The sequence below is a fragment of the Aromatoleum evansii genome (assembly GCF_012910805.1).
In the GTDB taxonomy this organism is placed as follows: domain Bacteria; phylum Pseudomonadota; class Gammaproteobacteria; order Burkholderiales; family Rhodocyclaceae; genus Aromatoleum; species Aromatoleum evansii.
The window spans coordinates 21,411-47,864 of record NZ_WTVK01000029.1; the positions used below are offsets into that span (position 1 = coordinate 21,411).

At 66.2% G+C, this 26,454-nt stretch carries 26 protein-coding genes and 1 tRNA gene; 18 read left to right on the top strand and 9 right to left on the bottom strand.

What is annotated here, in order from left to right; genetic code table 11:
• The first annotated feature begins 168 nt into the window (after window positions 1–168).
• The 6 genes from GO615_RS15560 (at window position 169) to GO615_RS15585 (ending at window position 5,953) form a co-directional block, all read left to right on the top strand.
• On the top strand, window positions 169–990 hold the full coding sequence (locus GO615_RS15560) for a FadR/GntR family transcriptional regulator (protein WP_169129654.1): 822 nt from the start codon (window positions 169–171) through the stop codon (window positions 988–990).
• Window positions 987–2,498: an FAD-linked oxidase C-terminal domain-containing protein gene (locus tag GO615_RS15565; RefSeq protein WP_169129656.1), complete on the top strand. Its 1,512-nt coding sequence runs from the start codon at window positions 987–989 to the stop codon at window positions 2,496–2,498. The genes GO615_RS15560 and GO615_RS15565 overlap by 4 nt, the downstream gene beginning before the upstream one ends.
• Complete coding sequence (locus GO615_RS15570; protein WP_169129658.1) at window positions 2,498–2,680, top strand: hypothetical protein; 183 nt, start codon at window positions 2,498–2,500, stop codon at window positions 2,678–2,680. Before GO615_RS15565 ends, GO615_RS15570 begins: the two co-directional genes overlap by 1 nt.
• Window positions 2,677–3,750: a glycolate oxidase subunit GlcE gene (glcE, locus tag GO615_RS15575; RefSeq protein ID WP_169129660.1), complete on the top strand. Its 1,074-nt coding sequence runs from the start codon at window positions 2,677–2,679 to the stop codon at window positions 3,748–3,750. Before GO615_RS15570 ends, glcE begins: the two co-directional genes overlap by 4 nt.
• Before the next feature lie 2 nt (window positions 3,751–3,752).
• Window positions 3,753–4,997: a glycolate oxidase subunit GlcF gene (gene glcF / locus GO615_RS15580; RefSeq protein ID WP_169129662.1), complete on the top strand. Its 1,245-nt coding sequence runs from the start codon at window positions 3,753–3,755 to the stop codon at window positions 4,995–4,997.
• A gap of 194 nt (window positions 4,998–5,191) precedes the next feature.
• Window positions 5,192–5,953 (top strand): PP2C family protein-serine/threonine phosphatase, encoded by a 762-nt coding sequence (locus GO615_RS15585; RefSeq protein WP_169129664.1) that lies wholly within the window; start codon window positions 5,192–5,194, stop codon window positions 5,951–5,953.
• Here the strand turns inward: GO615_RS15585 and corA are convergent.
• Window positions 5,942–7,000, bottom strand: coding sequence for a magnesium/cobalt transporter CorA (gene corA, locus GO615_RS15590; RefSeq protein ID WP_169129666.1), 1,059 nt, complete (start codon window positions 6,998–7,000; stop codon window positions 5,942–5,944). The two genes, GO615_RS15585 and corA, sit on opposite strands and share 12 nt — an antisense overlap.
• A gap of 311 nt (window positions 7,001–7,311) precedes the next feature.
• On the opposite strand from corA, the gene GO615_RS15595 reads away from it, so the two are divergent.
• The 4 genes from GO615_RS15595 to GO615_RS15610 all read left to right on the top strand — a co-directional run bounded on the left by GO615_RS15595 (window position 7,312) and on the right by GO615_RS15610 (window position 10,555).
• Entirely contained in the window at window positions 7,312–8,436 is a 1,125-nt protein-coding gene (locus GO615_RS15595; RefSeq protein WP_169129668.1) for an NAD(P) transhydrogenase subunit alpha, read from the top strand.
• A gap of 13 nt (window positions 8,437–8,449) precedes the next feature.
• Window positions 8,450–8,746 (top strand): proton-translocating transhydrogenase family protein, encoded by a 297-nt coding sequence (locus GO615_RS15600; protein WP_169129670.1) that lies wholly within the window; start codon window positions 8,450–8,452, stop codon window positions 8,744–8,746.
• The gene (locus tag GO615_RS15605; RefSeq protein ID WP_169129672.1) at window positions 8,743–10,116 is read left to right on the top strand and encodes an NAD(P)(+) transhydrogenase (Re/Si-specific) subunit beta; all 1,374 of its coding nucleotides are present in this window, start codon (window positions 8,743–8,745) and stop codon (window positions 10,114–10,116) included. The genes GO615_RS15600 and GO615_RS15605 overlap by 4 nt, the downstream gene beginning before the upstream one ends.
• Window positions 10,117–10,222: 106 nt before the next feature.
• Window positions 10,223–10,555, top strand: a complete 333-nt coding sequence (locus tag GO615_RS15610) for a hypothetical protein (protein ID WP_169129674.1) — start codon at window positions 10,223–10,225, stop codon at window positions 10,553–10,555.
• A gap of 10 nt (window positions 10,556–10,565) precedes the next feature.
• Here the strand turns inward: GO615_RS15610 and GO615_RS15615 are convergent, their stop codons facing one another.
• The 4 genes from GO615_RS15615 to GO615_RS15630 all read right to left on the bottom strand — a co-directional run bounded on the left by GO615_RS15615 (window position 10,566) and on the right by GO615_RS15630 (window position 15,908).
• Window positions 10,566–12,413, bottom strand: a complete 1,848-nt coding sequence (locus GO615_RS15615) for a sensor domain-containing phosphodiesterase (protein WP_246262314.1) — start codon at window positions 12,411–12,413, stop codon at window positions 10,566–10,568.
• 168 nt (window positions 12,414–12,581) lie between these two features.
• Window positions 12,582–14,042: a DEAD/DEAH box helicase gene (locus GO615_RS15620; protein WP_169129678.1), complete on the bottom strand. Its 1,461-nt coding sequence runs from the start codon at window positions 14,040–14,042 to the stop codon at window positions 12,582–12,584.
• A gap of 205 nt (window positions 14,043–14,247) precedes the next feature.
• The gene (gene rlmM, locus GO615_RS15625; RefSeq protein WP_169129680.1) at window positions 14,248–15,357 is read right to left on the bottom strand and encodes a 23S rRNA (cytidine(2498)-2'-O)-methyltransferase RlmM; all 1,110 of its coding nucleotides are present in this window, start codon (window positions 15,355–15,357) and stop codon (window positions 14,248–14,250) included.
• Window positions 15,358–15,497: 140 nt separating this feature from the next.
• The gene (locus GO615_RS15630) at window positions 15,498–15,908 is read right to left on the bottom strand and encodes a hypothetical protein (RefSeq protein WP_169129682.1); all 411 of its coding nucleotides are present in this window, start codon (window positions 15,906–15,908) and stop codon (window positions 15,498–15,500) included.
• A 152-nt stretch (window positions 15,909–16,060) separates the two neighbouring features.
• On the opposite strand from GO615_RS15630, the gene GO615_RS15635 reads away from it, so the two are divergent.
• The 7 genes from GO615_RS15635 to GO615_RS15665 all read left to right on the top strand — a co-directional run bounded on the left by GO615_RS15635 (window position 16,061) and on the right by GO615_RS15665 (window position 21,228).
• Window positions 16,061–17,380: an extracellular solute-binding protein gene (locus GO615_RS15635; protein ID WP_211167154.1), complete on the top strand. Its 1,320-nt coding sequence runs from the start codon at window positions 16,061–16,063 to the stop codon at window positions 17,378–17,380.
• 7 nt (window positions 17,381–17,387) lie between these two features.
• On the top strand, window positions 17,388–18,134 hold the full coding sequence (ugpQ, locus tag GO615_RS15640; RefSeq protein WP_169129684.1) for a glycerophosphodiester phosphodiesterase: 747 nt from the start codon (window positions 17,388–17,390) through the stop codon (window positions 18,132–18,134).
• 87 nt (window positions 18,135–18,221) lie between these two features.
• Window positions 18,222–19,190, top strand: a complete 969-nt coding sequence (gene ispB / locus GO615_RS15645; RefSeq protein WP_169129686.1) for an octaprenyl diphosphate synthase — start codon at window positions 18,222–18,224, stop codon at window positions 19,188–19,190.
• Between the two features lie 14 nt (window positions 19,191–19,204).
• A tRNA-Pro gene (locus tag GO615_RS15650) sits at window positions 19,205–19,281 on the top strand.
• Window positions 19,282–19,425: 144 nt separating this feature from the next.
• Window positions 19,426–20,253, top strand: coding sequence for a spermine/spermidine synthase domain-containing protein (locus GO615_RS15655; protein WP_169129688.1), 828 nt, complete (start codon window positions 19,426–19,428; stop codon window positions 20,251–20,253).
• Window positions 20,254–20,309: 56 nt separating this feature from the next.
• Entirely contained in the window at window positions 20,310–20,591 is a 282-nt protein-coding gene (locus tag GO615_RS15660; protein ID WP_169129690.1) for a type II toxin-antitoxin system HicA family toxin, read from the top strand.
• 187 nt (window positions 20,592–20,778) lie between these two features.
• Window positions 20,779–21,228, top strand: a complete 450-nt coding sequence (locus GO615_RS15665; RefSeq protein ID WP_169129692.1) for a MaoC family dehydratase — start codon at window positions 20,779–20,781, stop codon at window positions 21,226–21,228.
• 93 nt (window positions 21,229–21,321) lie between these two features.
• On the opposite strand, the gene folE2 is transcribed toward GO615_RS15665, so the two are convergent.
• From folE2 to xseB, 4 genes are read right to left on the bottom strand one after another with little or no spacing between them, the layout of a single operon-like run.
• A complete protein-coding gene (gene folE2 / locus GO615_RS15670) occupies window positions 21,322–22,131 on the bottom strand; it encodes a GTP cyclohydrolase FolE2 (RefSeq protein WP_169129694.1) in 810 nt (269 codons plus the stop codon).
• Window positions 22,132–22,187: 56 nt separating this feature from the next.
• Window positions 22,188–24,053 (bottom strand): 1-deoxy-D-xylulose-5-phosphate synthase, encoded by a 1,866-nt coding sequence (dxs, locus tag GO615_RS15675; protein WP_169129696.1) that lies wholly within the window; start codon window positions 24,051–24,053, stop codon window positions 22,188–22,190.
• 23 nt (window positions 24,054–24,076) lie between these two features.
• The gene (locus GO615_RS15680) at window positions 24,077–24,946 is read right to left on the bottom strand and encodes a polyprenyl synthetase family protein (protein WP_169129748.1); all 870 of its coding nucleotides are present in this window, start codon (window positions 24,944–24,946) and stop codon (window positions 24,077–24,079) included.
• A gap of 23 nt (window positions 24,947–24,969) precedes the next feature.
• Window positions 24,970–25,215: an exodeoxyribonuclease VII small subunit gene (xseB, locus tag GO615_RS15685; protein WP_169129698.1), complete on the bottom strand. Its 246-nt coding sequence runs from the start codon at window positions 25,213–25,215 to the stop codon at window positions 24,970–24,972.
• A gap of 127 nt (window positions 25,216–25,342) precedes the next feature.
• Here xseB and GO615_RS15690 point away from each other — a divergent pair, with 127 nt between their 5' ends.
• A complete protein-coding gene (locus tag GO615_RS15690; RefSeq protein WP_169129700.1) occupies window positions 25,343–26,443 on the top strand; it encodes an SRPBCC family protein in 1,101 nt (366 codons plus the stop codon).
• Window positions 26,444–26,454: the final 11 nt, after the last annotated feature.

Sequence of the window (26,454 nt, forward strand, 5' to 3'; positions counted from 1 at the left end):
CACTTTACACGAGCAGTCGAAGAATCGTCAAGAAAATCAGCGCTTAGGCGCCGACTTGCGAACCTTGCCGGGGCATCTCGCCGGGTGCGGGTATTCCCCAATACTGACATTCGCTCGAAGTGGAACTATGATTCGAATGTTGTCAGACAACTTTGAGGCGCCGGGTACATGGGGGCAAACGAGAAATCAGGGCGCGGACCGCGGCTGAGCGTCGTCGTCGCGGGCCAGCTTGAAGCCTGGATCAGCGAGCAGGGCCTCAAGGCGGGCGCGCAGTTGCCCACCGAGAAGGTCCTGTGCGAGCGCTTCGGCGTCAGCCGGGCGGTGATCCGCGAGGCCATTTCGCGCCTGAAGGCAGACGGCTGCGTGATGACTCGGCAGGGCTCGGGCGCCTACGTGGCGGCGCGGCCGGGGCAGGGCAGTTTCCGTCTGCTGCGCGGGGGTGTCAATGGCGATGCGGTGACGGAGAGCAGCCTGTCCGATCGCGAGATATCTGACATTTTCGAACTGCGCTACCTCGTCGAGGCCGGTGCGGCCGAGCTGGCGGCGCTGCGCTGCTCGCCACAGGAACTCGACCGGATGCGCGACGCGCTCGAACGCATGGCGGTCGCACTGGAGACCGGCGCGGACGCCCACACCGACGACGACGCCTTCCACGTCGCCATCGCGGCGGCGACGCACAATCCGCAGATTGAGCGTTTCCAGGCATTCATGGGACAGCAGTTTTCCGATTCGCGTGCGCCGACCTGGAACGAGGCCGGTCACCGCGCCGGGCGGGCGCGCGATTCGCAGGCCGAGCATGTGAGAATTTTCGAGGCGATCGCGGCGGGCGATCCGAACGCCGCACGTGCGGCTGCGACGGAGCATCTGGCGGGCGCGGTGCGGCGTTTCGGGCTTGACGCGCGGCGTTGGGGCGAGCTGGTGGCAATCAAGGGGAAGCGCGCGGCGGATGCGCGCAACGAGGCGTTGCACGAAGTGGAGAAGGGACGATGAACATTGCGGCGGACCCGGTGGTTCTGGGCGAGCAGGAGGCGGATTTTTCGTCCGTCGACAAGGCTCGGGTGGTGGAGGCGCTGGCGCGGGTACTGCCGGCGGGGGCGCTGATGTACGACGCCGAGGACTTGCGTCCGTACGAATGCGACGGCCTGTCGGCGTATCGCCAGATGCCGATGGTGGTGGTGCTGCCGATGACGGAGGAGCAGGTCGTCGCGGTGCTCAAGGTGTGCAGCGAGATTGGGGTGCCGGTCGTCGCGCGTGGTGCCGGTACTGGTCTGTCGGGGGGCGCGCTGCCGCACAAGTTCGGCGTGGTGCTGTCGCTGGCGCGCTTCAACCGCATCCTGCATCTGGATGCGCATGCGCGCACGGCGGTCGTGCAGCCTGGAGTGCGCAATCTTGCGATCTCGGAGGCAGCTTCGCCGCACGGCCTGTATTACGCACCCGACCCGTCGTCGCAGATCGCGTGCACGATCGGCGGCAACGTCGCCGAAAACTCGGGTGGCGTGCATTGCCTCAAGTACGGCCTGACGGTGCATAACGTGCTGCGTGTGCGCGGGGTCACCATCGACGGCGAGGTCGTGGAGATCGGCAACCATGGCCTGGATGCGCCGGGCTACGATCTGCTGGCGCTCATGATCGGTTCCGAGGGCATGCTCGCGGTCGTCACCGAAGTGACCGTCAGGCTCACGCCCAAGCCGCAGCTCGCGCAGTGCGTGCTGGCGGCCTTTGACGACGTCATCAAGGCGGGTGAGGCGGTCGCCGAGATCATCGCTGCCGGCATCATCCCCGCCGGCCTCGAGATGATGGACCAGCCCGCGACGGCGGCGGTCGAGCAGTTCGTGCATGCGGGCTATCCGCTGGACGCGAAGGCGATCCTGCTGTGCGAGTCCGACGGTACGCCCGAGGAGGTCGCTGAGGAGATCGAGCGCGTGCGTGCGGTGCTTGAGGCGAGTGGCGCGACCGAGATCCGCGTGTCGCGCGACGAGGCCGAGCGCATGAAGTTCTGGGCCGGCCGCAAGGCCGCCTTCCCCGCCGCGGGACGCATCTCGCCCGACTACTACTGCATGGACGGCACCATCCCGCGCAAGCGCCTGGGCGAGATGCTCGAGGCGATCCAGGAGATGGAGGGCAAGCACGGCCTGCGCTGCATCAACGTGTTCCATGCTGGCGACGGCAACCTGCATCCGCTCATCCTGTTCGATGCGAACCAGGAAGGCGAACTCGAGCGCGCGGAAGCCTTCGGCGCGGACATCCTCGAGCTGTCGGTCGCGCTCGGCGGCACGATCACCGGCGAGCATGGGGTCGGGATCGAGAAGATCAACCAGATGTGCAGCCAGTTCACGCGTCCGGAGCTGACGATGTTCTTCCGCGTGAAGGGCGCATTCGATGCGCGCGGGCTGCTCAATCCCGGCAAGGCGATCCCCACGCTCAACCGCTGTGCCGAGTACGGGCGTATGCGGGTGAGCAACGGGCATGTCCCGTATCCGGACATCCCCCGTTTCTGATGGATCGGGGCTGGATCCAGTTTCTTCTGGTGGTGGTGCCGGTCATGTCGCTGATCGGCTCCTGGCTCGCATTGCGGGCGATCGCCGAGCGGCAGGACCGGAAGGTGGGCGCGCCGAAGAGGCCGAAGCAGGCAGCGGGCGGCACCAAGGACAAGACAGGGAACAAGGCGGAGAGCGAATGAGCGATTTGACTGAACAGTGGCGCGAGCGCGTGCGCGCCGCCGCGGAAGCCGGAACGCCGCAGCAGGTGCGTGGCGGCGGCACGAAGGATTTCTACGGGCGCACCCCGGCCGGCGAGGTGTTCGACACCCGCGGCCATACGGGCGTGGTCAGCTACGAACCGACCGAGCTGGTCGTGACGGTGCGCGCGGGCACGCCGCTCGCGGAACTCGAGGCGCTGGTCGCCGAGCGCGGCCAGATGCTCGCGTTCGAGCCGCCGCATTTCGGCGCCGGGGCGACGGTGGGCGGTTGTGTGGCGACGGGCTTGTCCGGTCCGCGGCGCGCAACGGCCGGGGCCTTGCGCGATTTCGTCCTCGGCGTGCGCATCGTCGACGGGCGCGGCGAGGTGCTGTCCTTCGGCGGCCAGGTGATGAAGAACGTCGCCGGCTACGATGTGTCGCGTGCCATCGCCGGCAGTCTCGGGACGCTGGGCGTGATCCTCGACGTGTCGCTGAAGGTGCTGCCGCGCCCGGTTGCGGAGACCACGCTGCGCTTCGCGCTGGGCGAGAAGGAGGCGATCGAACGCCTCAACGACTGGGGCGGGCAGCCCTTGCCCGTTTCGGCGTCGTCCTGGGCCGATGGTGCTCTGCATCTGCGCCTGTCGGGTGCTGAGGCTGCCGTGCGGGCGGCCGAGCGCAAGCTCGGCGGCGAGGTGCTGGCGGACGATGTCGCCGCCGACCTGTGGCAGGACATTCGCGAGCAGACGGACGGGTACTTCGCGAACGTCGCGCCGGGCGAGGTCCTGTGGCGCCTGTCGCTGCCGAGTTCGGCCGCGCCGGTGAAGCTGGCGGGCAGGCAGCTGATCGAGTGGGGCGGTGCGCTGCGCTGGTTGCGTTCGGATGCGCCCGCGGCGACGATCCGCGATCGCGTCGCAGCACTGGGTGGGCATGCGACGGCCTTCCGCGGGTTCGACCGGGCAGGCGACGTCTTCCAGCCGCTTCCCGCGCCGGTGATGGCGATCCATCGTCGCCTCAAGCAGGCCTTCGATCCGGCGGGGATCCTCAATCCCGGCCGCCTCTACGACGGAATCTGAACATGCAGACCCAACTTGCCGATTTCATCAAGGACACGCCCGAAGGGCGCGAGGCCGAAGCGATCCTGCGCGCCTGCGTGCATTGCGGCTTCTGCACCGCCACCTGTCCGACCTACCAGCTCCTCGGCGACGAGCTCGACGGGCCGCGCGGGCGCATCTACCTGATCAAGCAGCTCCTCGAAGGCCACGATGTCACCGAGAAGACGCGTCTGCACCTGGACCGCTGCCTGACGTGCCGCTCGTGCGAGTCGACCTGTCCGTCGGGCGTGCATTACAGCCGGCTCGCCGACATCGGCCGCCACATCGTGGAACAGCGCGTGCCGCGCAGCGGTGCCGAGGCGGCCAAGCGTTGGGCGCTGCGCGAGTTCGTGCCGCGTGCCGACGTGTTCGGCATCGCAATGAAGGCCGGCCGCGCGGTGCGCGGACTGCTGCCCGCAGCCCTGAAGGAGAAGGTGCCGGATGCGCGTCCCAGCGGTCCCTGGCCGAAGCCGCGCCACGCCCGGCGCATGATCGCGCTGGCCGGCTGTGCGCAGCCCGCGATGGCGCCGTCGATCAATGCCGCGACCGCGCGCGTGCTCGACGCCGTCGGCGTCTCCCTTGTCGAGCAGCCGGGGGCAGGCTGCTGCGGCGCCGTGCGCTTCCATCTCAACGACCAGGAAGGCGGGCGCGACGATGCGCGGCGCAACATCGACGCGTGGTGGCCGGCGGTCGAGCGTGGCGAGGTCGAAGCGATCGTGATGACGGCCTCGGGCTGCGGCGTGCAGGTCAAGGACTACGGGCACCTGCTCGCTCAGGATCCGGCCTATGCCGAGAAGGCTGCCAGGATCTCGGCGATGACGCGCGACGTGAGCGAGATCGTCGCGGCCGAGGGGGAAAAGCTGCAGGAGTTGCTCAGGACGCGGCGTGGCGAGGCCGTGGCGGTGGCCTTCCAGTCCCCCTGCACGTTGCAGCACGGCCAACAGATCCGCGGTGTCGTCGAGAGCCTGCTGACGACCGCCGGCTTCACGCTCACGCCCGTTCGCGACGGCCACCTGTGCTGCGGTTCGGCGGGCACCTACTCGCTGCTTCAGCCGGAACTGTCGAAACAGCTGCGCGCGAACAAGCTCGCGGCGCTGGGTGAAGGCGGCGCGACGATGATCGCTTCGGCCAATATTGGCTGCATGACCCATCTCCAGGCGGGTACCACGACGCCGGTGCGGCATTGGGTCGAACTGGTCGACAGCCGCCTCAACGGCTTCCCGCTGTAAGCGTCTGCGGCGCGCTCCGTCAGGGGCGCGCCGCCCTTGCCGAGCGGCAATGAACGTGACAGACCGTCGGAGGGGGCGATGTCCCGATTCGGGTGTGAACCTCGTCACGTGCGCATGCAAGGTGGTGCTCCGCGATCTACCGCTAAGTAGGTAGTCACTGTAATATCGGCGCAAAAGAACGAGCCTATTCGCCCATGCCAATCACAGTGGAAACCTGCGTTGCGAGCCATATCGGAGATCGGCGCGAACAGCAGGATCGTGTGGGCGTGTTTGCCCATCCGCGCGAGCGCGGGATGCTCATGGCGGTGCTTGCCGATGGCATGGGCGGGCATACCGGCGGTGCGATGGCGGCGGAGCAGGTGCTGCTCAAGGCGCGGCAAAACTTCGACGACTATTCTCCGCGCTCGGAGGATGCAGGAAGCCTGCTGAACACCATCGTCAACGACGCTCACCTGATCATCCGTCTCACGCGGCTGACGAGTGAGAAGGAGCCGCACAGCACCGCGGTCGTGTTGGTGCTGCAGCCCGGCGAGATACGCTGGGCGCATTGCGGGGATTCTCGTCTGTATCACTTTCGCGATAATCGCGTGGTGGCTCGCAGCGAGGACCATTCGGTCGTCGGCGACCTGCAGCGCAAGGGACAGCTGAACGACGCCGGTGCCCGCATCCACCCCCGGCGCAATGTCCTGTTGTCCTGCCTGGGGAGCGAAAGGCCTCCCGAGGTGTGCCTGGGTCAGGCGGTGCAGCCGCAGGCCGGGGACAGTTTCCTGCTGTGCTCGGACGGCTTGTGGGGCCTGCTATCGGATGCGGAGATTTCCGCCGAAGTATGCTCGCGCCGCGCCCGCGACGCCGCCGAGGTGCTCGTCGAACGCGCGCGCAAGCGCGGGGCGGGCGCGGGCGACAACATCTCCCTCGCGCTGATCAAGCTCGTCGAGGCGCCCGCTTCACAGTCTTAGCCAGTTGCGCCGCCAGAACGCTGCGGCCATCGCGGTAGCGACCCCGCCCATCATCGCCAGTGCGATGTAGAAGCCCCGTGCGTCGGCGATCAGGGGCATCCATTCGAAATTCATGCCGAAGATGCCGCTGATGAGCGTCGCCGGCAGGAAGAGTGTCGTCAACACCGTGAGGATGCGGACCTCGACGTTCAGGCGGTTGCTGACGGCTGACAGGTAGATATCCATCAGATCGCCGAGCAGTTCGCGCACGGCATCCAGTGTCTCGATCACATGGATGGTGTGGTCGTAGACATCGCGCAGGTAGAGGCGGGTTTCCGGCTGGAAGAAGGCGCTTTCTCCGCGCAGCAGACCGTTCAGGACCTCGCGCAGCGGCCAGATCGCCCGTCGTACCAGCTGGGTATCGTGTTTCACCAGATTGATCGTGCGCAGCAGTGTCGGGGTCGGACTGGCCAGCGCATCGTCCTCGAGCTGTTCGGCGGTGTCGCCGAGCCGGTCGACGACGATGAAATACCGGTCGATGACCGCATCGAACAGGGTGTACGCGAGGTAATCGGTGCCACGTTTCAGCACGGGTGCCTGGGGGACGCGCAGGCGCTCGCGGATCGGCTCGAAGATGCCCGTGCGTCGTTCCTGGAAGGTCAGGACGAAGTTTTCCCCCAGGACCACGCTGATCTGGTCGGAACCGAGCGTGCGCGACGCCGCGTCGTACTCAAACACGCGCAGGACGCAGTAGAGGTAGTTGCCGTAGTCCTCGATCTTCGGTCGCTGGTGCGTGTTCAGGATGTCTTCGAGCACCAGCGGATGCAAGTGGAAGCGCCGACCAATCTCGCCGAGGATCTCGGCATCCTGCAGGCCGTGCACGTTGAGCCACAGGCGCCCGTGCGCCGGCTTGTAATCGCGCGATTCGACGATGCTCGCGAAGCGTTTCTCCTCGATTCCGTTTTCGTCGTAAGCGATCAGCGTGATCTCGGGGCGATCGGTCTTCACCGCGCCGACGTGGACCAGCGAGCCCGGCGGAAGGCCCGCCTTCGCCGTCGTGATCGCCATCGTTTTGCGTCTGCGGGTGCTGTTGCGTGACGTCTTCATCGGGAATTTTCTTGCAGGAACAGGTTGCGCTGTAAATGGCAATCGGTATTATCCGTCAAGCGCCCCCTGCAAATTGCAAGGGATTTGCAGTTTGCATCAAGAAAACAGAACAGGTGATGGCGCCAGCACCTGCAGATTCAGTCGCGGATCATCGGAGAGTCGAAAACGGAAATTGCGCTGCGGAGCAGTCGGCCGCAGTGTATCTATGTCCGCCGTCGGAGTTGGCCCGCGCAAGCGTACACATTTACCAACCCAGTCTGGGAGGACAGCCAATGGCTCTGTTGATCGGAGTGCCAGCGGAAGCGATTGCCGGCGAGCGACGTTTGTCGGTCGTTCCCGATGTAGTGAAGAGATACCTTGGCCTTGGTGCCAAGGTCGTGATCCAGGCCGGCGCGGGCATGCCGGCGCACCTGCGCGACGACATGTTCGGAGAGGTCCAGCTCGCCTCGAACGGCGTCGAGGTGTGCGCCGCAGCTGATACCGTGCTGTGCGTGCAGCCCCCCTCGGCGGAGCTCATCGCGGCGATGAAGCCGGGAGCGGTGCTGCTGGGGATGCTGCAGCCTTGGTCTAGTGCGGAGCGCGCCCGACAGCTGATGGAGAAGCAGATCACCAGCTTCGCGCTGGAGTTGCTGCCGCGCATCACGCGCTCGCAGAGCATGGACGTGCTCTCCAGCCAGGGCGCAGTCGCCGGCTACGAGTGCGCGCTGATCGCGGCCGACCACAGCCCCAAGTTCTTCCCCATGCTCACCTATGCGGCCGGTACCATTCGTCCGGCCAAGGTGCTGGTGATCGGCGCAGGTGTTGCGGGCCTGCAGGCGATCGCCACCGCGCGCCGTATTGGCGCGATGGTCGAGGCCTATGACGTGCGTCCCGAGACGCGCGAACAGATCGAGTCGCTGGGCGCGAAGTTCGTCGACACGGGCGTCTCCGCGGCCGGCACCGGCGGCTATGCGCGCGAGCTCACCGACGAGGAGAAGGCGAAGCAGGCCGAGCGCCTCGCGAAAGCGGTGGCCGGATGCGACGCGCTGATCACCACCGCGGCGATTCCCGGCAAGAAGGCGCCGAGGATCATCAGCGCAGACATGGTTGCGCGCATGAAGCCGGGCGCGGTCGTCGTCGACATGGCGGCCGACTCCGGCGGCAACGTTGAAGGCACCGTCGCCGGCGAAAAGACCTGGGTGGGCGACGTGCTCGTGATCGGTCCCACCAACATCGCCAGCCGCATGCCCGTGCATGCGTCCGAGATGTACGCCAAGAACCTCTACAACTTCATTTCCCCCTTCATCAAGGACGGCGAGCTCGTGCTCGACTGGGAGGACGAAGTGGTGGCCGGCTGCTGCCTCACCCACGCGGGCGAGCTGCGACACGCGGGTGTGAAGCAGGTTCTGGGACTGTAAGGGGGACGCAAACGTGGAAGGTATTACTGCGCTGTACATCTTCATGCTGGCCGCATTCACGGGATACGAAGTGATCTCGCGCGTGCCGGTGATCCTGCATACCCCGCTGATGTCGGGTTCCAACTTCGTGCATGGTGTCGTGCTTGTCGGTGCGATGGTCGTGCTCGGCCACGCCGACCCGGAGGATCCGACGCAGCTCGTCATAGGCTTCGTCGCGGTGTTCCTGGGCGCTGCCAACGCTGCCGGCGGCTACGTCGTCACCGAGCGCATGCTCGCGATGTTCAAGTCCAAGACTGGAGGTGCGCAATGAGCGGCGTGATCCAGCTGGCCTATTTCGCGGTCGCCGTGGTGTTCATCCTCGGCCTGAAGGCGATGAGCTCGCCCGTCACCGCGCGCAAGGGCATCGTATGGGCCGGCTACGCGATGATCGCGGCCACCCTCGTCACCTTCTACACCCCGGGCATGCAGAACTACGGCCTGATGATCACCGCCATCGTCACCGGCGGCGCGGTCGCGTGGTGGAGCGGCAAGGTCGTCAAGATGACCGACATGCCGCAGATGGTCGCGATCTACAACGGGATGGGTGGCGGCGCGGCGGCGGCAATCGCGGCGCTCGAGTTCGCCCGCGGCGGCACGCACGGCGTCACCGCGACGACGCTCGCGGTCCTGGGGGCGCTGATCGGCTCGGTCGCGTTCTCGGGCTCGTGCGTCGCCTTCGCCAAGCTGCAGGGCATCATGACCAAGACCTGGCGTCTGCCGCAGCAGAACCTCGTGAACATCGTGCTCGCGGGGCTCGCCGTGGTGCTCGGCCTGGCGATCATCGTCACCGAGACTCCGCCCGCCGTCATCGTTATCGCGTTCTTCGTCGTCGCGCTCGTGCTCGGCGCGATCCTGACGATGCCTATCGGCGGCGCCGACATGCCGGTCGTGATCTCGCTGCTCAACGCCTTCACGGGCCTCGCGGTCGGCTTCGAAGGCTACGTGCTCGGCAACCCGGCGCTGATCGTCGCGGGCATCGTCGTCGGCGCGTCCGGTACGCTGCTCACCCAGCTCATGGCCAAGGCGATGAACCGTCCGATCAGGAACGTCATCTTCACGCCGCTCTCGGGTGCAGCGGCAGGCGGTGGCGAGGCGATCGAAGGCACGATGAAAGAACTGTCCGCCCTCGATGCGGCCTCCGTCATGCGCTACGCGTCCAAGGTCATCATCGTCCCCGGTTACGGCATGGCGGTGGCCGGCGCGCAGCACAAGGTGTGGGAGATGGCGCAGTTGCTGGAGGAAGGCGGCGTCGACGTCGCGTTCGCGATCCATCCGGTCGCGGGTCGCATGCCCGGCCACATGAACGTGCTGCTGGCCGAGGCCGGCGTGCCCTACGACAAGATCTTCGACCTGGAGGAGATCAACGCCGACTTCCCGCAGGCGGACGTGGCGCTGGTGATCGGCGCGAACGACGTCGTGAACCCGGTCGCGCGCACCGACAAGTCGAGCCCGATCTACGGCATGCCCATCCTCAACGTCGACATGGCGCACAACGTCATCGTCGTCAAACGAGGCCAGGGCGCGGGCTACTCGGGCATCGAGAACGCGCTGTTCTACAAGGACAACTGCCGCATGCTGTACGGCAGTGCGCAGCAGATCATCGGCGAGGTCATCACCCATGTGAAGGCGCTGGAGGTCTGAGCATCCTCTGGAAGCGGCCTGCGGCTCCCGAAAGGGCGCAGGCCGCTTCATTTCCCGGTGTGGCGTGCCGTAATATCGGGAACCGGTGATTGGCGAGGACTGGCCGATGCTGCGGCGTGCCCTGCTTGCGAGTTTTGCCCTGCTGTTTTCCGCGGTCCTGCCCGCGCAGACCTCGACCGTCCAGGCGGACGTGTCGCTAGCGCCTGTTGCCGCAACCGATACAGCGAAACCGGATCGCTCCTTCCGCGACACCACCGGCTACCGCTATCCCGCGCTGGCGCGCACCCGGAGCGACCTTCAGAACCTCGCTTACGCGCTGCAACTGCGCGACTATTGCGCCGACGAGCGCGTGCCGGACGATTTCGTGAAGGCGCAGCTCGAGAGCTTCAGCCGCATCACTGGCCGCGCGGAAACCTGCCGCACGCTGCTCGCTTACTGACTGCCCCGCCTCAGGCGAGGAAAGCGCCGAAGGCGCCGGTGGTCATCGGCTGCCCGAAGAGCGGTCCTTGCTGCAGTCGGCAGCCGAGCGCAGACAGGAATGCTTCCTGTGCTTCGGTCTCGACGCCGCGCGCGAGCACCTCCAGACCGAGGATCCCGGCCATGCCGGCGATCGCCTCGACGATGGCCTCGCTGTCTTCGCGGATGCCCACCTCGCGCACCAGAAGGTGGTCGAGCTTCAGCGCGTTCAACGGGTAGCGCTTGAGGCGGGGAATCGACGACAGGCCACGGCCGTAATCGTCGATCGCCAGCCGTACCCCGCTTTCCGCGATGGACTGCAGCATGTCGATCAGGCGGGTGTGCTCGTCATTGAGCACACGCTCGTCGAGATCCAGTTCCAACCGCTCGGCATCCAGGCCAGACGCGCTCAGCGCGTGGTGCACGCGTTCCCCAAGGTTGCCTTGCAGCAGCTGCTCGAGCGCCACGTTCACGACGACGCGCACGTCGCGGCCTTCATGCTGCGGCCATGCCGCCGCCGCCGTGCAGGCTGCGTGCAGCACCCAGTCGCCCATGCGCACGAGCTGTCCAGCATCGCGCGCGACTCCGGCGAAGCGCTGGAAGGGAATCGTCCCGAGTTCCGGATGATGCCAACGCAGCAAGGCTTCGCCGGCATGTACGGTGCCGTCGCGGACATCGACCAGCGGCTGGAAATGGACGTCCAACTGCCTCAGGTCGACCGCTTGGCGCAAGCGCGTCTCGAACGCCAGGAGGGGCGCCTCGGGCAGGTCGTGCATCACCACCGTGAGGCCCGGGTGGGCGGCCGCGTCGAGCGCATACGTGACGATGTCGACATCGAAGGTGGTCCCGTCGCAACGCCGGTGCTGCCAGATTCCCGGTTCGCCGGCGTGCCGGCCGTCGCCCGGCGTCGTGCGCAGCGCGCCGATCTCCATCGTGCATAGGGTTTCGCGCGAGTAGCCATATACGCGGGCCGCCGCAGCGTTGGCGGCGAGGATGCGCAGCTGCGGCCCCTCGCAGAGCAAGGTCGGCAGGGGGCTATCGACGAACATGCGTTCCAGTACGCTGTCGCCTGGCGCGGCCGGTGCATCTTCCGGTGCCGCGCCGTGTCGTGCGGGCGGCAGGAGCAGGAGACGCCAGTCCGGTTTCGGTCCGGCGAGTACGCGCGCGGTGATCTCGCCTGTGCGGCCCGGCACTTTGAGGCGTGCGATCTGTGCCGCATCCGCGGCTGGCCAGTCGATGCCGAGGCAGTCCGCAACGGCCTGCCCGATCAGGTTTCCGCGGGTGAGTCCCAATGCGCCTAGGGCTGCCGCGTTCGCAGCTGCGATGCGGTCGCGCTCGTCGATGACGATAACCGGCTGCTCCAGTGCCGCCGCGAGGCGCGGCCACAGCGCATCCACTGCCGGTGCCTCGTCGAATGTGGTGCTTGCGTACGCCTCGGCGATGACGTCGGGGCTCAGGATCAACGCGTGGATGCCGGGCCGGATGCGTGCCGCGGCGACGAAGCGCAGGTCGCGATGCCGCTCGCCCGGCAAGGACACGCGCAGGCTGCCGCGCATCTCGCCCTGGATGAAGAGGCGGGCGCGTGCATCGAGGAAATCGCGTTCGGAAGGGAAAAGGTTGGCGAGAGGCTTCCCTGCAAGTTGCCGATAGTCGCGTTCGAGCAGGCGGCAGGCGGCACTGTTGGCCTCCAGTACCACCTCGTCGCCCGTGATGATCAGGCCCTCGTCGATCAGTTCGAAGAGGGCAAGGTAGAGCCCCGTCTCCGCGCCTTCGGAGAGGTCCGGGATGAAGGGCTCTTCTTCGGGGTTTTCGTTACCCTGCGGGCGACGGGCAGCGTTCATGGGGGCGGTCATTCCACGTATTCGGGCGGCGTTTCGGCGTAGACCCAGAATACTCGAACGTATCGCAACGATTGCCCCGAATAGGCGGCAAGGGAACCCCCAATTCCGCCCGATTGCCGTACGATGCGCATCGGCGCGGCCCCGGGCGGCAGCCGCCCGCGCAAGGGCTTACTTGCGCCCCAGGCCGCCCAGCAGGACCGCGATCGGGCGCGCATGGCGGCGAGGCGGTGCGCCGCGCTTCTCGGCCGCGGTTTCCGTCGACTGCAGGCTTGCACTGGTCGCTGCGACGGGCGTGGTCGGTTCGTAGGGCTTGCTGAAATCGAAACCGTCGGCAGCGATCATGGATTTGCCGCGGCGGCGCGTGTCGACGTTGCGGGAGGGGGGCGTGCTGCGGACGCTCGGTGCCGGCTCGCGTGGCGCATCTGACGTCTTCCCGGACGGGCTGCGGCGGCCCCTGCCGCGCGTCCCTGCGTCGTGGAAGTCCGGCTCGGGATCGAAACCCGGCACCGCTTCCTGCGGAATCTGCAGCTTGATCAGTTTCTCGATCTCGGCGAGAAGGTGCTTCTCCTCGGCGCTCACGAGGGACACTGCGCGCCCCTGGCGACCGGCGCGACCGGTGCGGCCGATGCGGTGCACGTAATCTTCCGCCGTGTGCGGCAGTTCGAAGTTGATCACCGAAGGCAGGTCGTCGATATCCAGTCCGCGCGCGGCAACGTCGGTCGCCACCAGCACGCGCAGCTTGCCCGACTTGAACGCCTCCAGTGTCTCGGTGCGCTGTGCCTGGCCCTTGTCGCCGTGGATCGCGTCGGCAGCGATGTCGTGGCGCTCGAGGAAGTGCGCAAGCCGCCCGCATTCAATCTTCGTTGCGACGAACACCAGCGCCTGGGTGTCCGGTTCGTGGCGCAGGATGTGCGCAAGCAGGTTGCGCTTGAGGCCGGCCGACACGGGGTGCACGCGGTGCGTGATCGTCTCCGACACCATGTTGCGGCGTGCGACCTCGATCAGCTGCGGCTCCTTGAGCATCTGGTCGGCGAGTTTCTTGATCTCGTCCGAGAAGGTCGCCGAGAACAGCAGGCTCTGGCGCGAGGCGGGCAGCAGGTCGAGGATGCGGCGGATGTCCGGGATGAAGCCCATGTCCAGCATGCGGTCCGCTTCATCGAGCACCAGCATTTCGACTTGGTTCAGCACGATCGTCCTCTGCTGCACGTGGTCGAGCAGGCGTCCAGGCGTGGCGACGACGATCTCGACGCCGTTGCGCAGTTCCTGGATCTGCGGCTTCATGTCGACGCCGCCATAGATGCAGGTGCTGCGCAGCGGGACGTACTTGCTGTAGGTCTTCACCGACTCGAACACCTGCATCGCCAGTTCGCGCGTCGGCGCGAGGATCAGCGCACGCACCGGGTGGCGCGCGGGGCTGGTCGAAGTGCTGGCGTGGCGGGAAAGACGCTGCAACAGCGGCAGCGTGAAGCCGGCGGTCTTGCCGGTACCCGTCTGCGCACCGCCCATCACGTCGCGGCCGGACAACACGACAGGGATGGCCTGCTGCTGGATCGGGGTAGGGGTGGTGTAGCCGGTGTCGGCCACAGCGCGTAACAACTCGGGATTCAACCCGAGGTCGGCGAAGCTCATAGGCGCCTATCTTCCATGGGGGCCTGTCGCGTCGGGCGCGACGCCAGAAGAGGCGACTGGAGGAACGGAGACCGGAACGCAGGGGTTCCGGAAAGGGCTCGCGCCAACCGGCAGGCCGGGTGCTTTAAAACGAGCATTATACATGCACGATCGCGCCCGTTTGTTGCGATGCAGTGAGTGGGCCGCCCCCGACGGCACGCGGCGCTCAAGTACCGCCCGGATTCTTCAGCGCCAGGTAGCAGGTGATCTCTTCGCGGTCGTGGTAGAGGTGCTTCATGCGAAGCTCGAATGGCCCGTGCGGCCCGAGGCGCTTGGCGATGATCGTGCGGCACTGCTCGACCGCCTCGAGGCGCTTCTTCATCGGCAGCTTCAGGTTGAACATCGCGCGGCGGCATCGGCCCGCGCCGATCCAGTCGGCCATCAGCGCAGCGACGCGCGTCGGCTGTTCGACCATGTCGCACACCAGCCACTCCACCGGGCGTGGCGGGCGCCATGTGAAACCGTCCGCGCGCACGTGCTCGACCAGTTCCGTGGCCATCACCGACGGTGCCATCGGGCCGTTGTCGATCGCGGTGACGCGCAGCCCCCGGTGCGCCAGCTGCCAGGTCCACCCGCCAGGTGCGGCGCCGAGGTCCACGGCGCGCAGACCCGGACGCAGGCTTGCAGTGCGTTCATCTTCGGTGAGCAGCGTGAAGAAGGCCTCGGCGAGCTTCAGGGTCGAGCGGCTGGCCGCTTCGCGCAGCATGCGCAGGCGCGGGATACCCATCGGCCACAGCGCTGCGCGCCCGGGCAAGGCGGCGCACAGCCAGGCCGTGTGGGCGTCGGAGAACAGCACGTGCAGCGCGGGAAGGCCCTTTGCGCGTTCGCGGAAGGTGTTGGCCTTGTCCAGCTCGCGTTGCAGCGGGGCCGTGAAGCGCTTGCAGAAGCCCGACTGCTGTTTCGCCTCGTCGGTGTCGGGGGTCTCCAGCAACAGGTCGGCGAAGCGCTGGCCGCTGGCACGCGCCGCAGCGACGATCGGCGTCGCGCGGTCGCGCTCGGGCAGGTCGGTGATGCGCGCGAACCAGGGAAGGAGCTGGCGGGCGAAGATCAGGCTGCGCCAGTCGCAGAGTTCGGCCAGTTCCGCGAAGGGCACCGGTTCGGGCGTTTCGAACACGACGAAGGCCTTGCCCGGCTGGGCACGCACGAAACCCATCAGCCCGAGTCCGGCGGCGAATTCATCGAGTTCGGCCGCGGTTTCCTTCTCGAAGCCGGAACGACAGAGTGCAAGAAGGCCGTTGGCGGTAAAGCCGGATCGCGGCGACGGGGACAGGGACATGGGGAGGGACTCGCAGCGGGAAAGCCCGCGCTGTGTGCGGTTATCGAATGGCTGCGGATGATAAGCCGCGGCGGGGGCGCCGCAAAGCGCCGGGATGCATCCGGCGCTCGTGCGGCATGCAGGGAGTCATCACGACGCGGTCACGGCACCGCGCGCGGGCGTTTCGCCGTGCGGTCTTCGGCCGGCGCTGCGGCTGTGCCGGCATCGGCCGTGGCGCTGGCAGCGACGGCTGCCGGCATGGCTGCTGCGGGGGTTGGCGCCTGGGGGTGGGCGACCTGCGACGGGACGGTCGGCAGGTTGTTCTGCGTCATGTAGTCGTTCATCTCGCGCCAGCCTGCGAAGATGGCTGCCTTCTGCGCCTTGGCGTTGAGTGCATAGCAGTCTTCCAGCGAGCGGCCGGCGTGCCGGCACGCGCCTCCGATCGCCTTCCCCTCGGCCTCCGCCAGGGCGGCCGTCTTCTGCGGGTCGGGCAGGTCGAGCGCGTTGCTCAGCTGCTCGCAGGCGCTGAGGCTCAGGAGCAGGAGAAGAGGGGTTACACGTTGCGCGAGCATGGGCTTACCTTGTACCGGTCAAGGGGTTCTCCCCTTATAACGTCCGTGGAGGAAAAATCTTGACGCAATGTTCGAGTCCCGCCCCGGGCCGACAGGGTGGAAGGGTTTTATAATGTGTTCTTTGGAATTCTACGGTCGTTAAGGAAGCAGGGATGAAGCCTTTGGCTCGCATGTTGCGCAATGGTGTCGTGGCGGGTATTGCCGCGGTGGTGTGTGTCGGATTTCCGGTCGCTGCGCAGGCTGCGAAGGCCAAGCCTGCCAAGGCGGCCGCAGAACCGGCGGGGCCGACCGAGATCCGGCTCGTGCATCAGCTCAGCCCCGAGCGCGAAGAGGCGCTGCAGAAGATCGCAGCGCGCTTCAACGAAGGAAGCAAGGATTATCGTCTCGTCGTCAAGGCTGCGAGCTGGAGCGACACGGACGCGCCGCACATGGCGATCCTCGAGGGCAGCGCCGAAGACCAGTTCCTCGCCGACGGCAAGCCCCGCTACAAGGCTCTCTCCAGCGTGATGCGCGAAGCCGGCGTGCCGCTGCAGACGCTCAAGCCGCCCGCAATGATGGATCGCACCCTCACGGACGCAAAGGGCCAGTTGCTTGCGCTGCCAGTGGGGCTGTCGACGCCCGTCATGTACATCAACCGCAAGGAATTCCAGCGCGCGGGGCTCAATCCCGATACGCCGCCCAAGACCTGGTTCGACCTGCAGCAGGCCCTCGGCCAGCTCTTCGATGCGGGGTCGAAATGCCCCTACACCGTGTCCCAGCCCGGACGCGTCATGATCGGCAATACCAGTGCCTGGCACAACGAGCCGGTCGCGGCGCGCCAGGGAAAGGTCGAGCGCCCCGCCTTTAACGGCATGCTGCAGGTCAAGCACGTCGCGATGATGGCGAGTTGGCATCGCGCCCGCTACCTCCACACCTTTGACGCCCAGGCCGAGGCCGAGCAGCGCTTCGCGTCGGGCGAGTGTGCAGTCATTGCCGCACCGTCGTCGAGCTGGACCGATTTCCGCCGCAAGGCCGGATTCGACATCGCCATCGCGCCGTTGCCGTATCACGAGGATTTCCCGGGCGCCCCGCAGAACACCCTCGCCGACGGTGCCGCAATGTGGGTCGCGGCGGGCAAGAAGCCGGCCGAATACAAGGGCGTCGCCCGCTTTGTCGCCTTCTGGCTGCAACCGGAAAACCAGATCGCCTGGCAGCGCGAATCCGGCTATCTGCCGCTCAACCGCGCGGGCCTGTTTGCCGCCCAGAGCGACGTTCTCGGCGCAGACCTCGAGAACGTCAAGGTCGCCGTCGCGCAGCTCGGCAACAAGCCGGCGACACCGGACTCGAGCGCGTCCGGCTTCATCGGTCGCGCGCGCGTGCTGGGCATCCTCGACGAGGAGCTGAGCGCCGTGTGGGCCGACCGCAAGCCGGCCAAGGAAGCGCTGGACAACGCGGTAACGCGCGTCCAGGCGATGTTCCCGGTTCCGCGCTGAACCAGCCATGCACCGCCCGGAGTTTCCACTCCCCGCGGTGCTGGCGCACCGTTGCGGCGGAACGCTCGCGCCGGAGAACACGCTGGCCGGGCTTGCCGCCGCCGCCGCGAATGGCTGCCGCGGCGTGGAATTCGACGTGATGCTCAATGGCAGCGCGTCGCCCGTCCTGATCCACGACGAAACACTCGAGCGCACCACCAACGGCTACGGACCGGTCGCGCATACGACCGACGACGTCCTGTTCGCCCTCGATGCCGGCTCCTGGTTCGGCCCGCGCTTTGCGGGGGAGCCCGTTCCCTGTCTGGACCTCGCTGCGGCCCGCTGTCAGGCGCTGGGGCTGGCTGTGAACCTCGAGATCAAGCCGTCGCACGGAACCGACGCGGAAACGGCGGAGCGGGTCGTGCGTCGTGCGCGCACACTGTGGGCCGCCGCGCCCGACATGGTGCTGCTGTCCTCGTTTTCCGAACCGGCGCTCGAAATCGCGGCGAAGCTCGCACCCGGCCTGCGCCGCGGGCTGCTGGTCGAGACCGTGCCGTCCGACTGGCTCGCACGCTGCCGCCGGCTGCGCGCAGCCGCCCTGCATGCCGACCACCGTCACCTCGATGCAGCTTGCGTCGCTGCCGCGCGCGAGGCCGGACTATGGGTCGTGACCTACACGGTCAACGATCCAGGGCGGGCCGACACCCTGTTCGGTTGGGGTGTGGACTGCGTGATCAGCGACCGCCCAGATATCGTCCGGCCGCCGGGCCGGTGAGCGCCCACCTGCGCTCCGCGTGCGATTCTTGACGGCACGCCGCCCGCCCCCCTACCATCTTCCTTTTGTTCCGCCGGGCGCTTCATCTTGTCAACCAAGCAGCTCTACGCGCCGATCGCCGCCGACATGCAGGCGGTCGATGCGGTCATCCGCCAGCGTCTCCATTCCGACGTCGTCCTGATCCGCCAGGTTGCGGAGTACATCATCCACAGCGGCGGCAAGCGCATGCGTCCCGCGCTGGTACTGTTCGCCGCAGGCGCGATGGGATATCAGGGGACGAACCACCACCAGCTTGCAGCGGTCGTGGAGTTCATCCATACCGCGACCCTGCTGCACGACGACGTCGTGGACGAGTCGGAGTTGCGGCGCGGCAACAAGACTGCCAACGCAATGTTCGGCAATGCCGCTTCAGTGCTGGTTGGCGACTTCCTGTACACGCGCGCCTTCCAGATGATGGTCGGCGTCGACAACATGCGCGTGATGCAGGTGTTGGCCGATGCGACCAACATCATCGCCGAAGGTGAAGTGCTGCAACTGCTCAACTGCCACAACGCGGACGTCGAGATCGACGACTACCTGCGCGTGATCCGCTACAAGACCGCCAAGCTGTTCGAGGCCGCGACTCGCCTGGGGGCGATCCTGGGCGGTGCGGACGAAAAGACGGAAGCCTCGATCGCGGCCTTCGGCATGCACCTCGGTACGGCCTTCCAGTTGATCGACGACGTGCTCGACTATTCCTCGGACGAGGCTGCGACCGGCAAGCACCTCGGCGACGACCTGGCCGAAGGCAAGCCGACACTGCCGCTCATTCACACGATGCGGCACGGCACGCCTGAGCAGGCGGCGCTCGTGCGCAAGGCGATCGAGACCGGCGGGCGCGACGACTTCGAGGCCATCCTGGTCGCGATCCACGAATCCGGGGCGCTGGAGGAGACGCGTCGCTATGCGCGCGCCGAGGCAAAGCTGGCCACCGATGCGCTTTCTGTATTGCCCCCTTCCATTTTCAAAGAAGCGCTGCTACAATTATCGGACTTTGCAGTTGGTAGAGATCACTGACTACCGCAAAGCGTCGGGGAATAGCTCAGCCTGGTAGAGCACTGCGTTCGGGACGCAGGGGCCGGAGGTTCGAATCCTCTTTCCCCGACCAATAATTCCAGACAAGACCGCCGCTCGGCGGTCTTGTCGTTTTCGGGCCCGGAAGATGCAGGCGGGTTCGTTGCGCGTTACCATCGTCGTCAACACGGTGACGCACATTCGGAAACGCCGGTCATCCGATGGTCGGTGTGTGGAAATGACGCTCGATCAGCTTTCCCTGCTGCGGTACGGCGCTCTCGCATCGGAGTCGGGCGACGAGGGGGGGCCGTATGTCGTCCAGGTGGATGGCATGCGCGCGCTGCATTTCGAGGCGCTAACGGTGCAGAGCCAGATGCGGCTTGACGCTCCTGATGCGCTCGAGATCGACTATACGCGGGTGATGATGGGCTTCCTGCTCTTCAATCCGCAGCCGCGCGAGGTCGTGATGATTGGCCTTGGGGGCGGGTCGCTGGCGAAGTACTGTCTGCGCACCCTCCCGAATGTTCGTTTTACCGCCGTCGAGATCGATCCGCGCGTGATTGCGCTGCGCGATGCCTTCGGCGTTCCGCCAGACGGCGAGCGTTTCCGCGTGGTGTGTGCCGATGGTGCCGACTACGTCCGCGCGCGTGAACATGCTCCCGATGTGTTGCTTATCGACGGCTTCGACCGTGGTGGGCAGCCCGAACGCCTGTGTACGGCTGGCTTCTACGACGACTGTCACTCGATGCTCGCCCCCGGTGGGGTCATGGCGGTGAATCTCTGGTCTGGAGATCGGCGTTACGGACTCTACGCGTCGCGCATCCGCGAGAGCTTCGAGGATCGCTTCGTCGCGATCGGCGCCGAGCACGACAGCAACCGCATTGCGTTCGCATGCAAGGGGCGCGACTTTCCGCCGCGGCGCCGACAACTGTCGGAGCGTGCGCGAATGCTCGCCGCTCATCACGCGATTGGGATAATGTCGACGGCGCAACGCATCCAGCAGCGCCTCGAGCGTCGCGCACTTTACCGTCCCGATCTGTGGGACGATGACCGGCGGGGCGACTGAGGGCAGGGCCCGGCAGCAAATCACGCGGACCGGGCGCAAGCGAAGGAGGTCCGATCATGAGCCACAAGCATATCGCGCTGTTGCGCGCGATCTTTCAGGATCCGATCAGCGCCAACATCCATTGGCGCGAAATCGAATCGCTGCTCAATCACCTCGGAGCGACGATCGAGCCGGCGCACGGCGCGCGTTTCCGCATCGTACTCAACAAGGTCGAGGGATTTTTGCATTATCCGCACCACGGCAGCGCCTGCACGAAGCAGGACATCAAGCAGCTGCGTGAATATCTCGCCCATGCGGGGGTCAGTCCTTCGACGTACGAGCGGGACCACGGGGGCTAGTCATCGTGCTTCCGCTTTGCCCGGCGCGGGTAAAGCGCTTGCCGTCTGTCACATGTGTGTCGTGCCGTCTGGGTTATGCTGTCGGGGTCGAGCCCGGACGGTCGGGCCGGCTGTTTCCATAAATACAAAGCCCGTACCGGGCGCAATCGTTGTACCCCGCATGGGGAATCAGGGGAAACTGACTGAGATGACTGAACAAACGCGCGATTTTTCCGAGTTTCTCGGATACCGCTTCGAGGATCTGAAGGTGGGCATGAGCGCGGCGACCGGCCGCACCGTGACGGATGCCGATATCCTGATGTTCGCGGGAGTATCCGGCGACTGCAATCCGGCCCATCTCGATGACGAGTACGCCAAGGCCTCGATGTTCGGTGGGCGCATTGCGCATGGGATGCTGTCGGCCAGCTACATCTCGGCACTGTTCGCGAACAAGCTGCCCGGGCCGGGCTGCATCTACCTGTCGCAGACGCTCAAGTTCAAGGCGCCGGTGAAGCCGGGCGATACGGTGGTGGCGCGCGTCACGCTGAAGGAGCTGAACACGCCCAAGCGCCGTGCGATCTTCGACACGGTGTGCTCGGTGGGCGGCAAGGTGGTGCTGGAGGGCGAGGCGGAGATGCTGGTGCCCGCACGCGACTGACGCATCCGTGCCCGTTCGCGGGCCGCTGCGAAATAAAGCAAAACGGGAGGTCCGCGGTGAGCGGCCTCCCGTTTTGCATTCGGCTGTCGCCGATCAGGCGTCGCGGCGCTTGTCGCGTTCGATCAGCGCGTAGGCCGAGTGGTTGTGGATGGATTCGAAGTTCTCCGATTCCACGACGTAGCGGTCGATGCGCTTTTCCGCGTTGAGCAGGCCGGCGACGTCGCGCACCATGTCCTCGACGAACTTGGGGTTCTCGTAGGCACGCTCGGTCACGAACTTCTCGTCGGTGCGCTTGAGCAGGCCGTAGAGTTCGCACGAGGCCTGGCTTTCGACGAGCTGCACCAGCTCCTCGATCCACAGGAAGTCGTTGGTCTGTGCGGTGACAGTGACGTGCGAGCGCTGGTTGTGGGCGCCGTATTCGGAGATCTTCTTCGAGCACGGGCACAGGCTCGTGACCGGCACGACGACCTTCATCTCGAACACGTACTCGCCGCCTTCGCGCATCTCCGCGAGGAAGGTGACTTCGTAGTCCATCAGGCTCTGGACGCCGGAGACCGGGGCCGTCTTGTTGATGAAGTACGGGAAGCTCATCTCGATGAGGCCGGTTTCGGCCTCGAGGCGCTTGACCATCTCGCGCAGCATCGGCTCGATGGATTCGACCGAGATCTCGCGTTCGTTGCCGTTGAGGATCTCGATGAAGCGCGACATGTGGGTTCCCTTGAAGTTGTGGGGAAGCCCGACATACATGCTGAAGGTCGCGATCGTGTGCTGCACGCCGCCGCTCTTGTCGCTGACGCGAATGGGGTGGCGAATCGACTTGATGCCAACCTTGTTGATGGCCAGCTGACGACTGTCGTTGGCGTTCTGGACGTCAGGGATGGCGTGGCTCTCGTGGGATTTCATGTCGCTTTCTCTGTTTGGTTCAGCCGGGCAATGCTACCATTTCCCGACAAATTCGCTCAGCTATTGCGCACATAGATGCGCTCAATGGCGCTCAGGATCCCCGCGGGGTGCAACCCGACCTGTTCGAACAGCTGGCTTTGGTCTCCATGATCGACGAAATGGTCCGGCAAGCCAAGCCTGAGCAGGCGGGGACGGTGGGGCAGGCTCTCGAGCACGCGCGCCACTTCGGAGCCCGCGCCGCCGATCACCGCGTTCTCCTCCAGTGTCACGATCAGTTCGTGGCTCGTGCCCAATTCTTCGATCAGCGCCGTGTCGATGGGTTTCACGAAGCGCATGTTTGCGACCGTCGCATCGAGCTCCTCGCCGACGAGGAGCGCGTTGGTCAGCAGGCTGCCGAAGGCGAGCAGGGCGACCTTCCGGCCCCGGCGGCGGATTTCGCCCTTGCCCAGCGGCAGTTCGGTCATTGTCGTCTCGGGGCGCACGTTCATCCCGCTGCCGCGCGGATAGCGCACGGCCGTGGGGCCGCTGTGCCGGTAGGCGGTATAGAGCATCTGCCGGCATTCGTTCTCGTCGGCCGGCGTCATCACGACCATGTTCGGGATGCAGGCGAGGTAGGACAGGTCGAAGGCGCCATGGTGCGTGGCGCCGTCGGCTCCGACCATGCCTGCACGGTCGATCGCGAACACGACGGGCAGGTTCTGCAGTGCGACGTCGTGAATCAGCTGATCGTACGCGCGTTGCAGGAAGGTCGAGTAGATTGCGACGACGGGCTTGAAGCCCTCGCAGGCGAGACCGGCGGCGAACGTGACCGCGTGCTGCTCGGCAATCCCGACGTCGTGGTAGCGGTCGGGGAATTCCTTCGCGAAGCGCACCATCCCCGAGCCTTCGCGCATTGCCGGCGTGATGCCGACGACCTTGTCGTCACGCGCGGCGATGTCGCACAGCCAGTCGCCGAAGATCTGGGTATAGGTGAGCTTGCCGCCGCCCTTGCCGCTCTGGATGCCTGCACGGTGGTCGAAGCTCGATACACCGTGGTAGAGGATGGGGTCGGCCTCGGCGAGCTTGTAGCCCTGGCCCTTGCGCGTGATCACGTGCAGGAACTGCAGGCCATTGAGCTTCTTGAGGTTCTGCAGCGTGGGGATGAGCGCGTCGAGGTCGTGGCCGTCGATCGGTCCGTAGTAGTGGAAGCCGAATTCCTCGAACAGGGTGCCCGGGGTGATCAGGCCCTTGACGTGTTCCTCGACCTTGCGCGCGAAGTCGAGCATGGGCGGGGCAACGCCCAGGACTTTCTCACCGGCGCGCCGCGCGGCGTTGTAGGTGCTGCCCGACAGCATGCGCGCGAGGATCTTGGTCAGCGCGCCGACCGGCGGCGAGATCGACATCTCGTTGTCGTTGAGGATCACCAGCAGGTTCACGTCGCTGGTATCGCCGGCGTTGTTGAGCGCCTCGAAGGCCATGCCGGCCGACATCGCGCCGTCGCCGATGACCGCGATCGAGCGGCGTTCGCTGTCGCCGCGGTCGCGCGCGGCCACCGCCATGCCAAGCGCGGCCGAGATCGAGGTCGAGGAGTGCGCCGTCCCGAAGGTGTCGTACTCGCTTTCGCAGCGCCGCGGAAAGCCCGAGATGCCGCCGAACCGGCGCAGCCCGCTCATCGCTTCGCGGCGCCCGGTCAGGATCTTGTGGCCGTACGTCTGATGGCCGACGTCCCACACGATGCGGTCGTCCGGGGTGTTGAAGATGTAGTGCAGCGCGATCGTGAGCTCGACGGTGCCGAGGTTGGAGGACAGATGCCCGCCGGTCTTCGATACCGATTCGATCAGGAAGGCGCGCAACTCGGTCGCGAGGGCGTGCAGGTCGCGCCGGTCGAAGCGGCGCAGGTCGGACGGTGAGTCGATGCGGTGCAGCAGGGGGTACTGAGGCATTTTGATGTCCGGCAGGGCGCAATTCAGAATCGGCGGTGGACGATGAAACTCGCCAGTTCGTCCAGCCTTGCGGCCGCGGGGCCGAAGGATGCGATGGCGTCGCGGGCGTCGGCGAGCAGGACGTCGGCCAGCGTGCGTGCTTCGGACAGGCCGAGCAGCGTGACGTAGGTCGGCTTGTTGTGTTCCGCGTCCTTGCCGGCGGTCTTGCCCAGGGTGGCGGTGTCGGCCTGGGCGTCGAGGATGTCGTCGACGACCTGGAACAGCAGGCCGACGAGCTTGCCGTAGCGGTCGAGGCGGGCGAGTGCCTCGGGAGCGAGCGGTGCGCCCGCCTGCGCGCCCAGTAGCACCGAGGCCCGGATCAGGGCGCCGGTCTTGTGGATGTGCATGAATTCGAGTTCTTCGCGCGTGAGCTGCTTGCCCACTGCGCCCAGGTCGATGGCCTGGCCGCCGGCCATGCCGCGCGAGCCTGAGGCGCGTGCGAGGAGGGTGACCATCTCGAGCTGCACGGCGGCATTGTCGCTCACGCGGTCTTCCGCGATGGCCTGGAAGGCGAGGGCCTGCAGGGCGTCGCCCACGAGCAGGGCGGTGGCTTCGTCGTATTCGACGTGCACGGTCGGCTTGCCGCGGCGCAGGACGTCGTCGTCCATGCACGGCAGGTCGTCATGGACGAGGGAGTAGGCGTGGATGAGTTCCACGGCACAGGCGAGGCGATCCAGGCGTGCGGGGGCGGCGCCGGCCAGCTGGCCCGCCGCGTGCACGAGCAGCGGACGCACGCGCTTGCCGCCGCCCAGTACGGCGTAACGCATCGCCTCGTGCAGGCGCTGCGGGGCGATGGACGCTTCGGGGAGGATGGCGCCGAGGGCGATTTCGGTGCGTTGCTGGATGGCTTCCATCCAGGCGGCGAAATGATTCCCGCTCACTCCGGACTCCTCCTGTCTTCGGGGTTGTCGAGTGGTGCGAGCGCGCCGTTCTCGAGCTGGAGCACGCGCTGCTCGGCTGCCTGCAGGGTCGCCTGGCAGTATTTCAGCAAGCCGGCGCCGCGCTGGTAGTGCTCCAGCGCCTGTTCCAGCGTGATGTTGCCGGTTTCCATTTCCTGCACGATCGATTCGAGTTCGGCGATGGCCGATTCGAAGGATTTCGGCGAGTTTGCCGTCTTTGCCATGACTCGAAGCGGGGCCAGTAAAAGGGAGAAAAGTAACCGATCGCGCTACTGGCGGTCAAATTACTTCTCGCATAAAATGCTCTGCTGGTTTTTCCGAATTTCTTGACTTTTCATGGGAGGTTCGGGGGTGTCCGACCTTGCTTCCAAGGCCAAATTGTCCCCGGCGGTGTCTCAGTTGCCGGTGTCGGCGTATTTCGACGAAAGCATCTTCGAACTCGAAAAACGTCTGTTGTTCCAGGCCGGGCCGGGCTATGTCGGTCATGAACTGATGGTGCCGGAGGTCGGCAGCTATCGTTCCCTGGAGTGGCTCGACCATTCCAAGCTTCTGTTTCGTACCGGTGACGGCGTTCATCGGTTGTCGAACATCTGCCGCCATCGCCAGGCGATCATGCTCGAGGGTTCGGGCAAGGCCGACCGCATCGTCTGCCCGATCCACCGCTGGACCTACGACCAGCGGGGCGAACTGCTCGGCGCGCCGCATTTCGCCGAGAACCCCTGCCTCAATCTCAAGCGCGACGCGCTCGAAAACTGGAACGGCCTGCTCTTCGCCGGCCCGCGCTCGGCCGCAACCGATCTCGCCGGCATGAGCGTGGCCGAGCAGTACGATTTCTCCGGCTACAAACTCGATCGCGTCGAGATCCACGAGTGCAAGTACAACTGGAAGACCTTCATCGAGGTCTATCTGGAGGACTACCACGTCGTGCCCTTCCATCCCGGGTTGGGCAACTTCGTGACCTGCGACGACCTGACCTGGCAGTTCGGCGACTGGTATTCGGTGCAGCGCGTGGGAATCACCTCGCTCGCGAAGCCGGGGTCGGCGACCTACCAGAAGTGGCACAAGGCGGTGCTCGATTACTACGGTGACAAGCGCCCGCAGCAAGGGGCGATCTGGCTCACTTACTATCCGAACGTGATGGTGGAGTGGTATCCGCACGTGCTGGTGGTCAGCACGCTCATTCCGCAGGATGTGAACCGCACGACCAACGTCGTCGAGTTCTACTATCCGGAAGACATCGTGGAGTTCGAGCGCGAGTTCGTGGAGGCCGAGCAGGCGGCCTACATGGAGACGGCGATCGAGGACGACGTGATCGGCGAGCGCATGGACCGCGGCCGCTGGGCGCTGCTGCAGGAGGGGCGAAACGAGGTCGGGCCCTACCAGTCGCCGTACGAGGACGGGATGCAACACTTCCACGAGTTCTACCGCCGCATCATGGGCGAACATTTCTGACGGCGGACGGC

Excerpts from the sequence above, each read along its gene's own strand:
- ugpQ (WP_169129684.1), top strand. The coding sequence starts at position 17,388 with ATGCACCGCCCGGAGTTTCCACTCCCCGCGGTGCTGGCGCACCGTTGC.
- glcF (WP_169129662.1), top strand. The coding sequence starts at position 3,753 with ATGCAGACCCAACTTGCCGATTTCATCAAGGACACGCCCGAAGGGCGC.
- GO615_RS15570 (WP_169129658.1), top strand. The coding sequence starts at position 2,498 with ATGGATCGGGGCTGGATCCAGTTTCTTCTGGTGGTGGTGCCGGTCATG.
- xseB (WP_169129698.1), bottom strand. The coding sequence starts at position 25,215 with ATGGCAAAGACGGCAAACTCGCCGAAATCCTTCGAATCGGCCATCGCC.
- GO615_RS15605 (WP_169129672.1), top strand. The coding sequence starts at position 8,743 with ATGAGCGGCGTGATCCAGCTGGCCTATTTCGCGGTCGCCGTGGTGTTC.
- GO615_RS15665 (WP_169129692.1), top strand. The coding sequence starts at position 20,779 with ATGACTGAACAAACGCGCGATTTTTCCGAGTTTCTCGGATACCGCTTC.
- glcE (WP_169129660.1), top strand. The coding sequence starts at position 2,677 with ATGAGCGATTTGACTGAACAGTGGCGCGAGCGCGTGCGCGCCGCCGCG.
- GO615_RS15615 (WP_246262314.1), bottom strand. The coding sequence starts at position 12,413 with ATGAACGCTGCCCGTCGCCCGCAGGGTAACGAAAACCCCGAAGAAGAG.
- GO615_RS15680 (WP_169129748.1), bottom strand. The coding sequence starts at position 24,946 with ATGGAAGCCATCCAGCAACGCACCGAAATCGCCCTCGGCGCCATCCTC.
- GO615_RS15560 (WP_169129654.1), top strand. The coding sequence starts at position 169 with ATGGGGGCAAACGAGAAATCAGGGCGCGGACCGCGGCTGAGCGTCGTC.
- GO615_RS15565 (WP_169129656.1), top strand. The coding sequence starts at position 987 with ATGAACATTGCGGCGGACCCGGTGGTTCTGGGCGAGCAGGAGGCGGAT.
- GO615_RS15595 (WP_169129668.1), top strand. The coding sequence starts at position 7,312 with ATGGCTCTGTTGATCGGAGTGCCAGCGGAAGCGATTGCCGGCGAGCGA.
- GO615_RS15620 (WP_169129678.1), bottom strand. The coding sequence starts at position 14,042 with ATGAGCTTCGCCGACCTCGGGTTGAATCCCGAGTTGTTACGCGCTGTG.
- corA (WP_169129666.1), bottom strand. The coding sequence starts at position 7,000 with ATGGCGATCACGACGGCGAAGGCGGGCCTTCCGCCGGGCTCGCTGGTC.
- rlmM (WP_169129680.1), bottom strand. The coding sequence starts at position 15,357 with ATGTCCCTGTCCCCGTCGCCGCGATCCGGCTTTACCGCCAACGGCCTT.
- GO615_RS15610 (WP_169129674.1), top strand. The coding sequence starts at position 10,223 with ATGCTGCGGCGTGCCCTGCTTGCGAGTTTTGCCCTGCTGTTTTCCGCG.
- GO615_RS15635 (WP_211167154.1), top strand. The coding sequence starts at position 16,061 with ATGAAGCCTTTGGCTCGCATGTTGCGCAATGGTGTCGTGGCGGGTATT.
- GO615_RS15630 (WP_169129682.1), bottom strand. The coding sequence starts at position 15,908 with ATGCTCGCGCAACGTGTAACCCCTCTTCTCCTGCTCCTGAGCCTCAGC.
- GO615_RS15655 (WP_169129688.1), top strand. The coding sequence starts at position 19,426 with ATGACGCTCGATCAGCTTTCCCTGCTGCGGTACGGCGCTCTCGCATCG.
- GO615_RS15585 (WP_169129664.1), top strand. The coding sequence starts at position 5,192 with ATGCCAATCACAGTGGAAACCTGCGTTGCGAGCCATATCGGAGATCGG.
- folE2 (WP_169129694.1), bottom strand. The coding sequence starts at position 22,131 with ATGAAATCCCACGAGAGCCACGCCATCCCTGACGTCCAGAACGCCAAC.
- dxs (WP_169129696.1), bottom strand. The coding sequence starts at position 24,053 with ATGCCTCAGTACCCCCTGCTGCACCGCATCGACTCACCGTCCGACCTG.
- GO615_RS15660 (WP_169129690.1), top strand. The coding sequence starts at position 20,310 with ATGAGCCACAAGCATATCGCGCTGTTGCGCGCGATCTTTCAGGATCCG.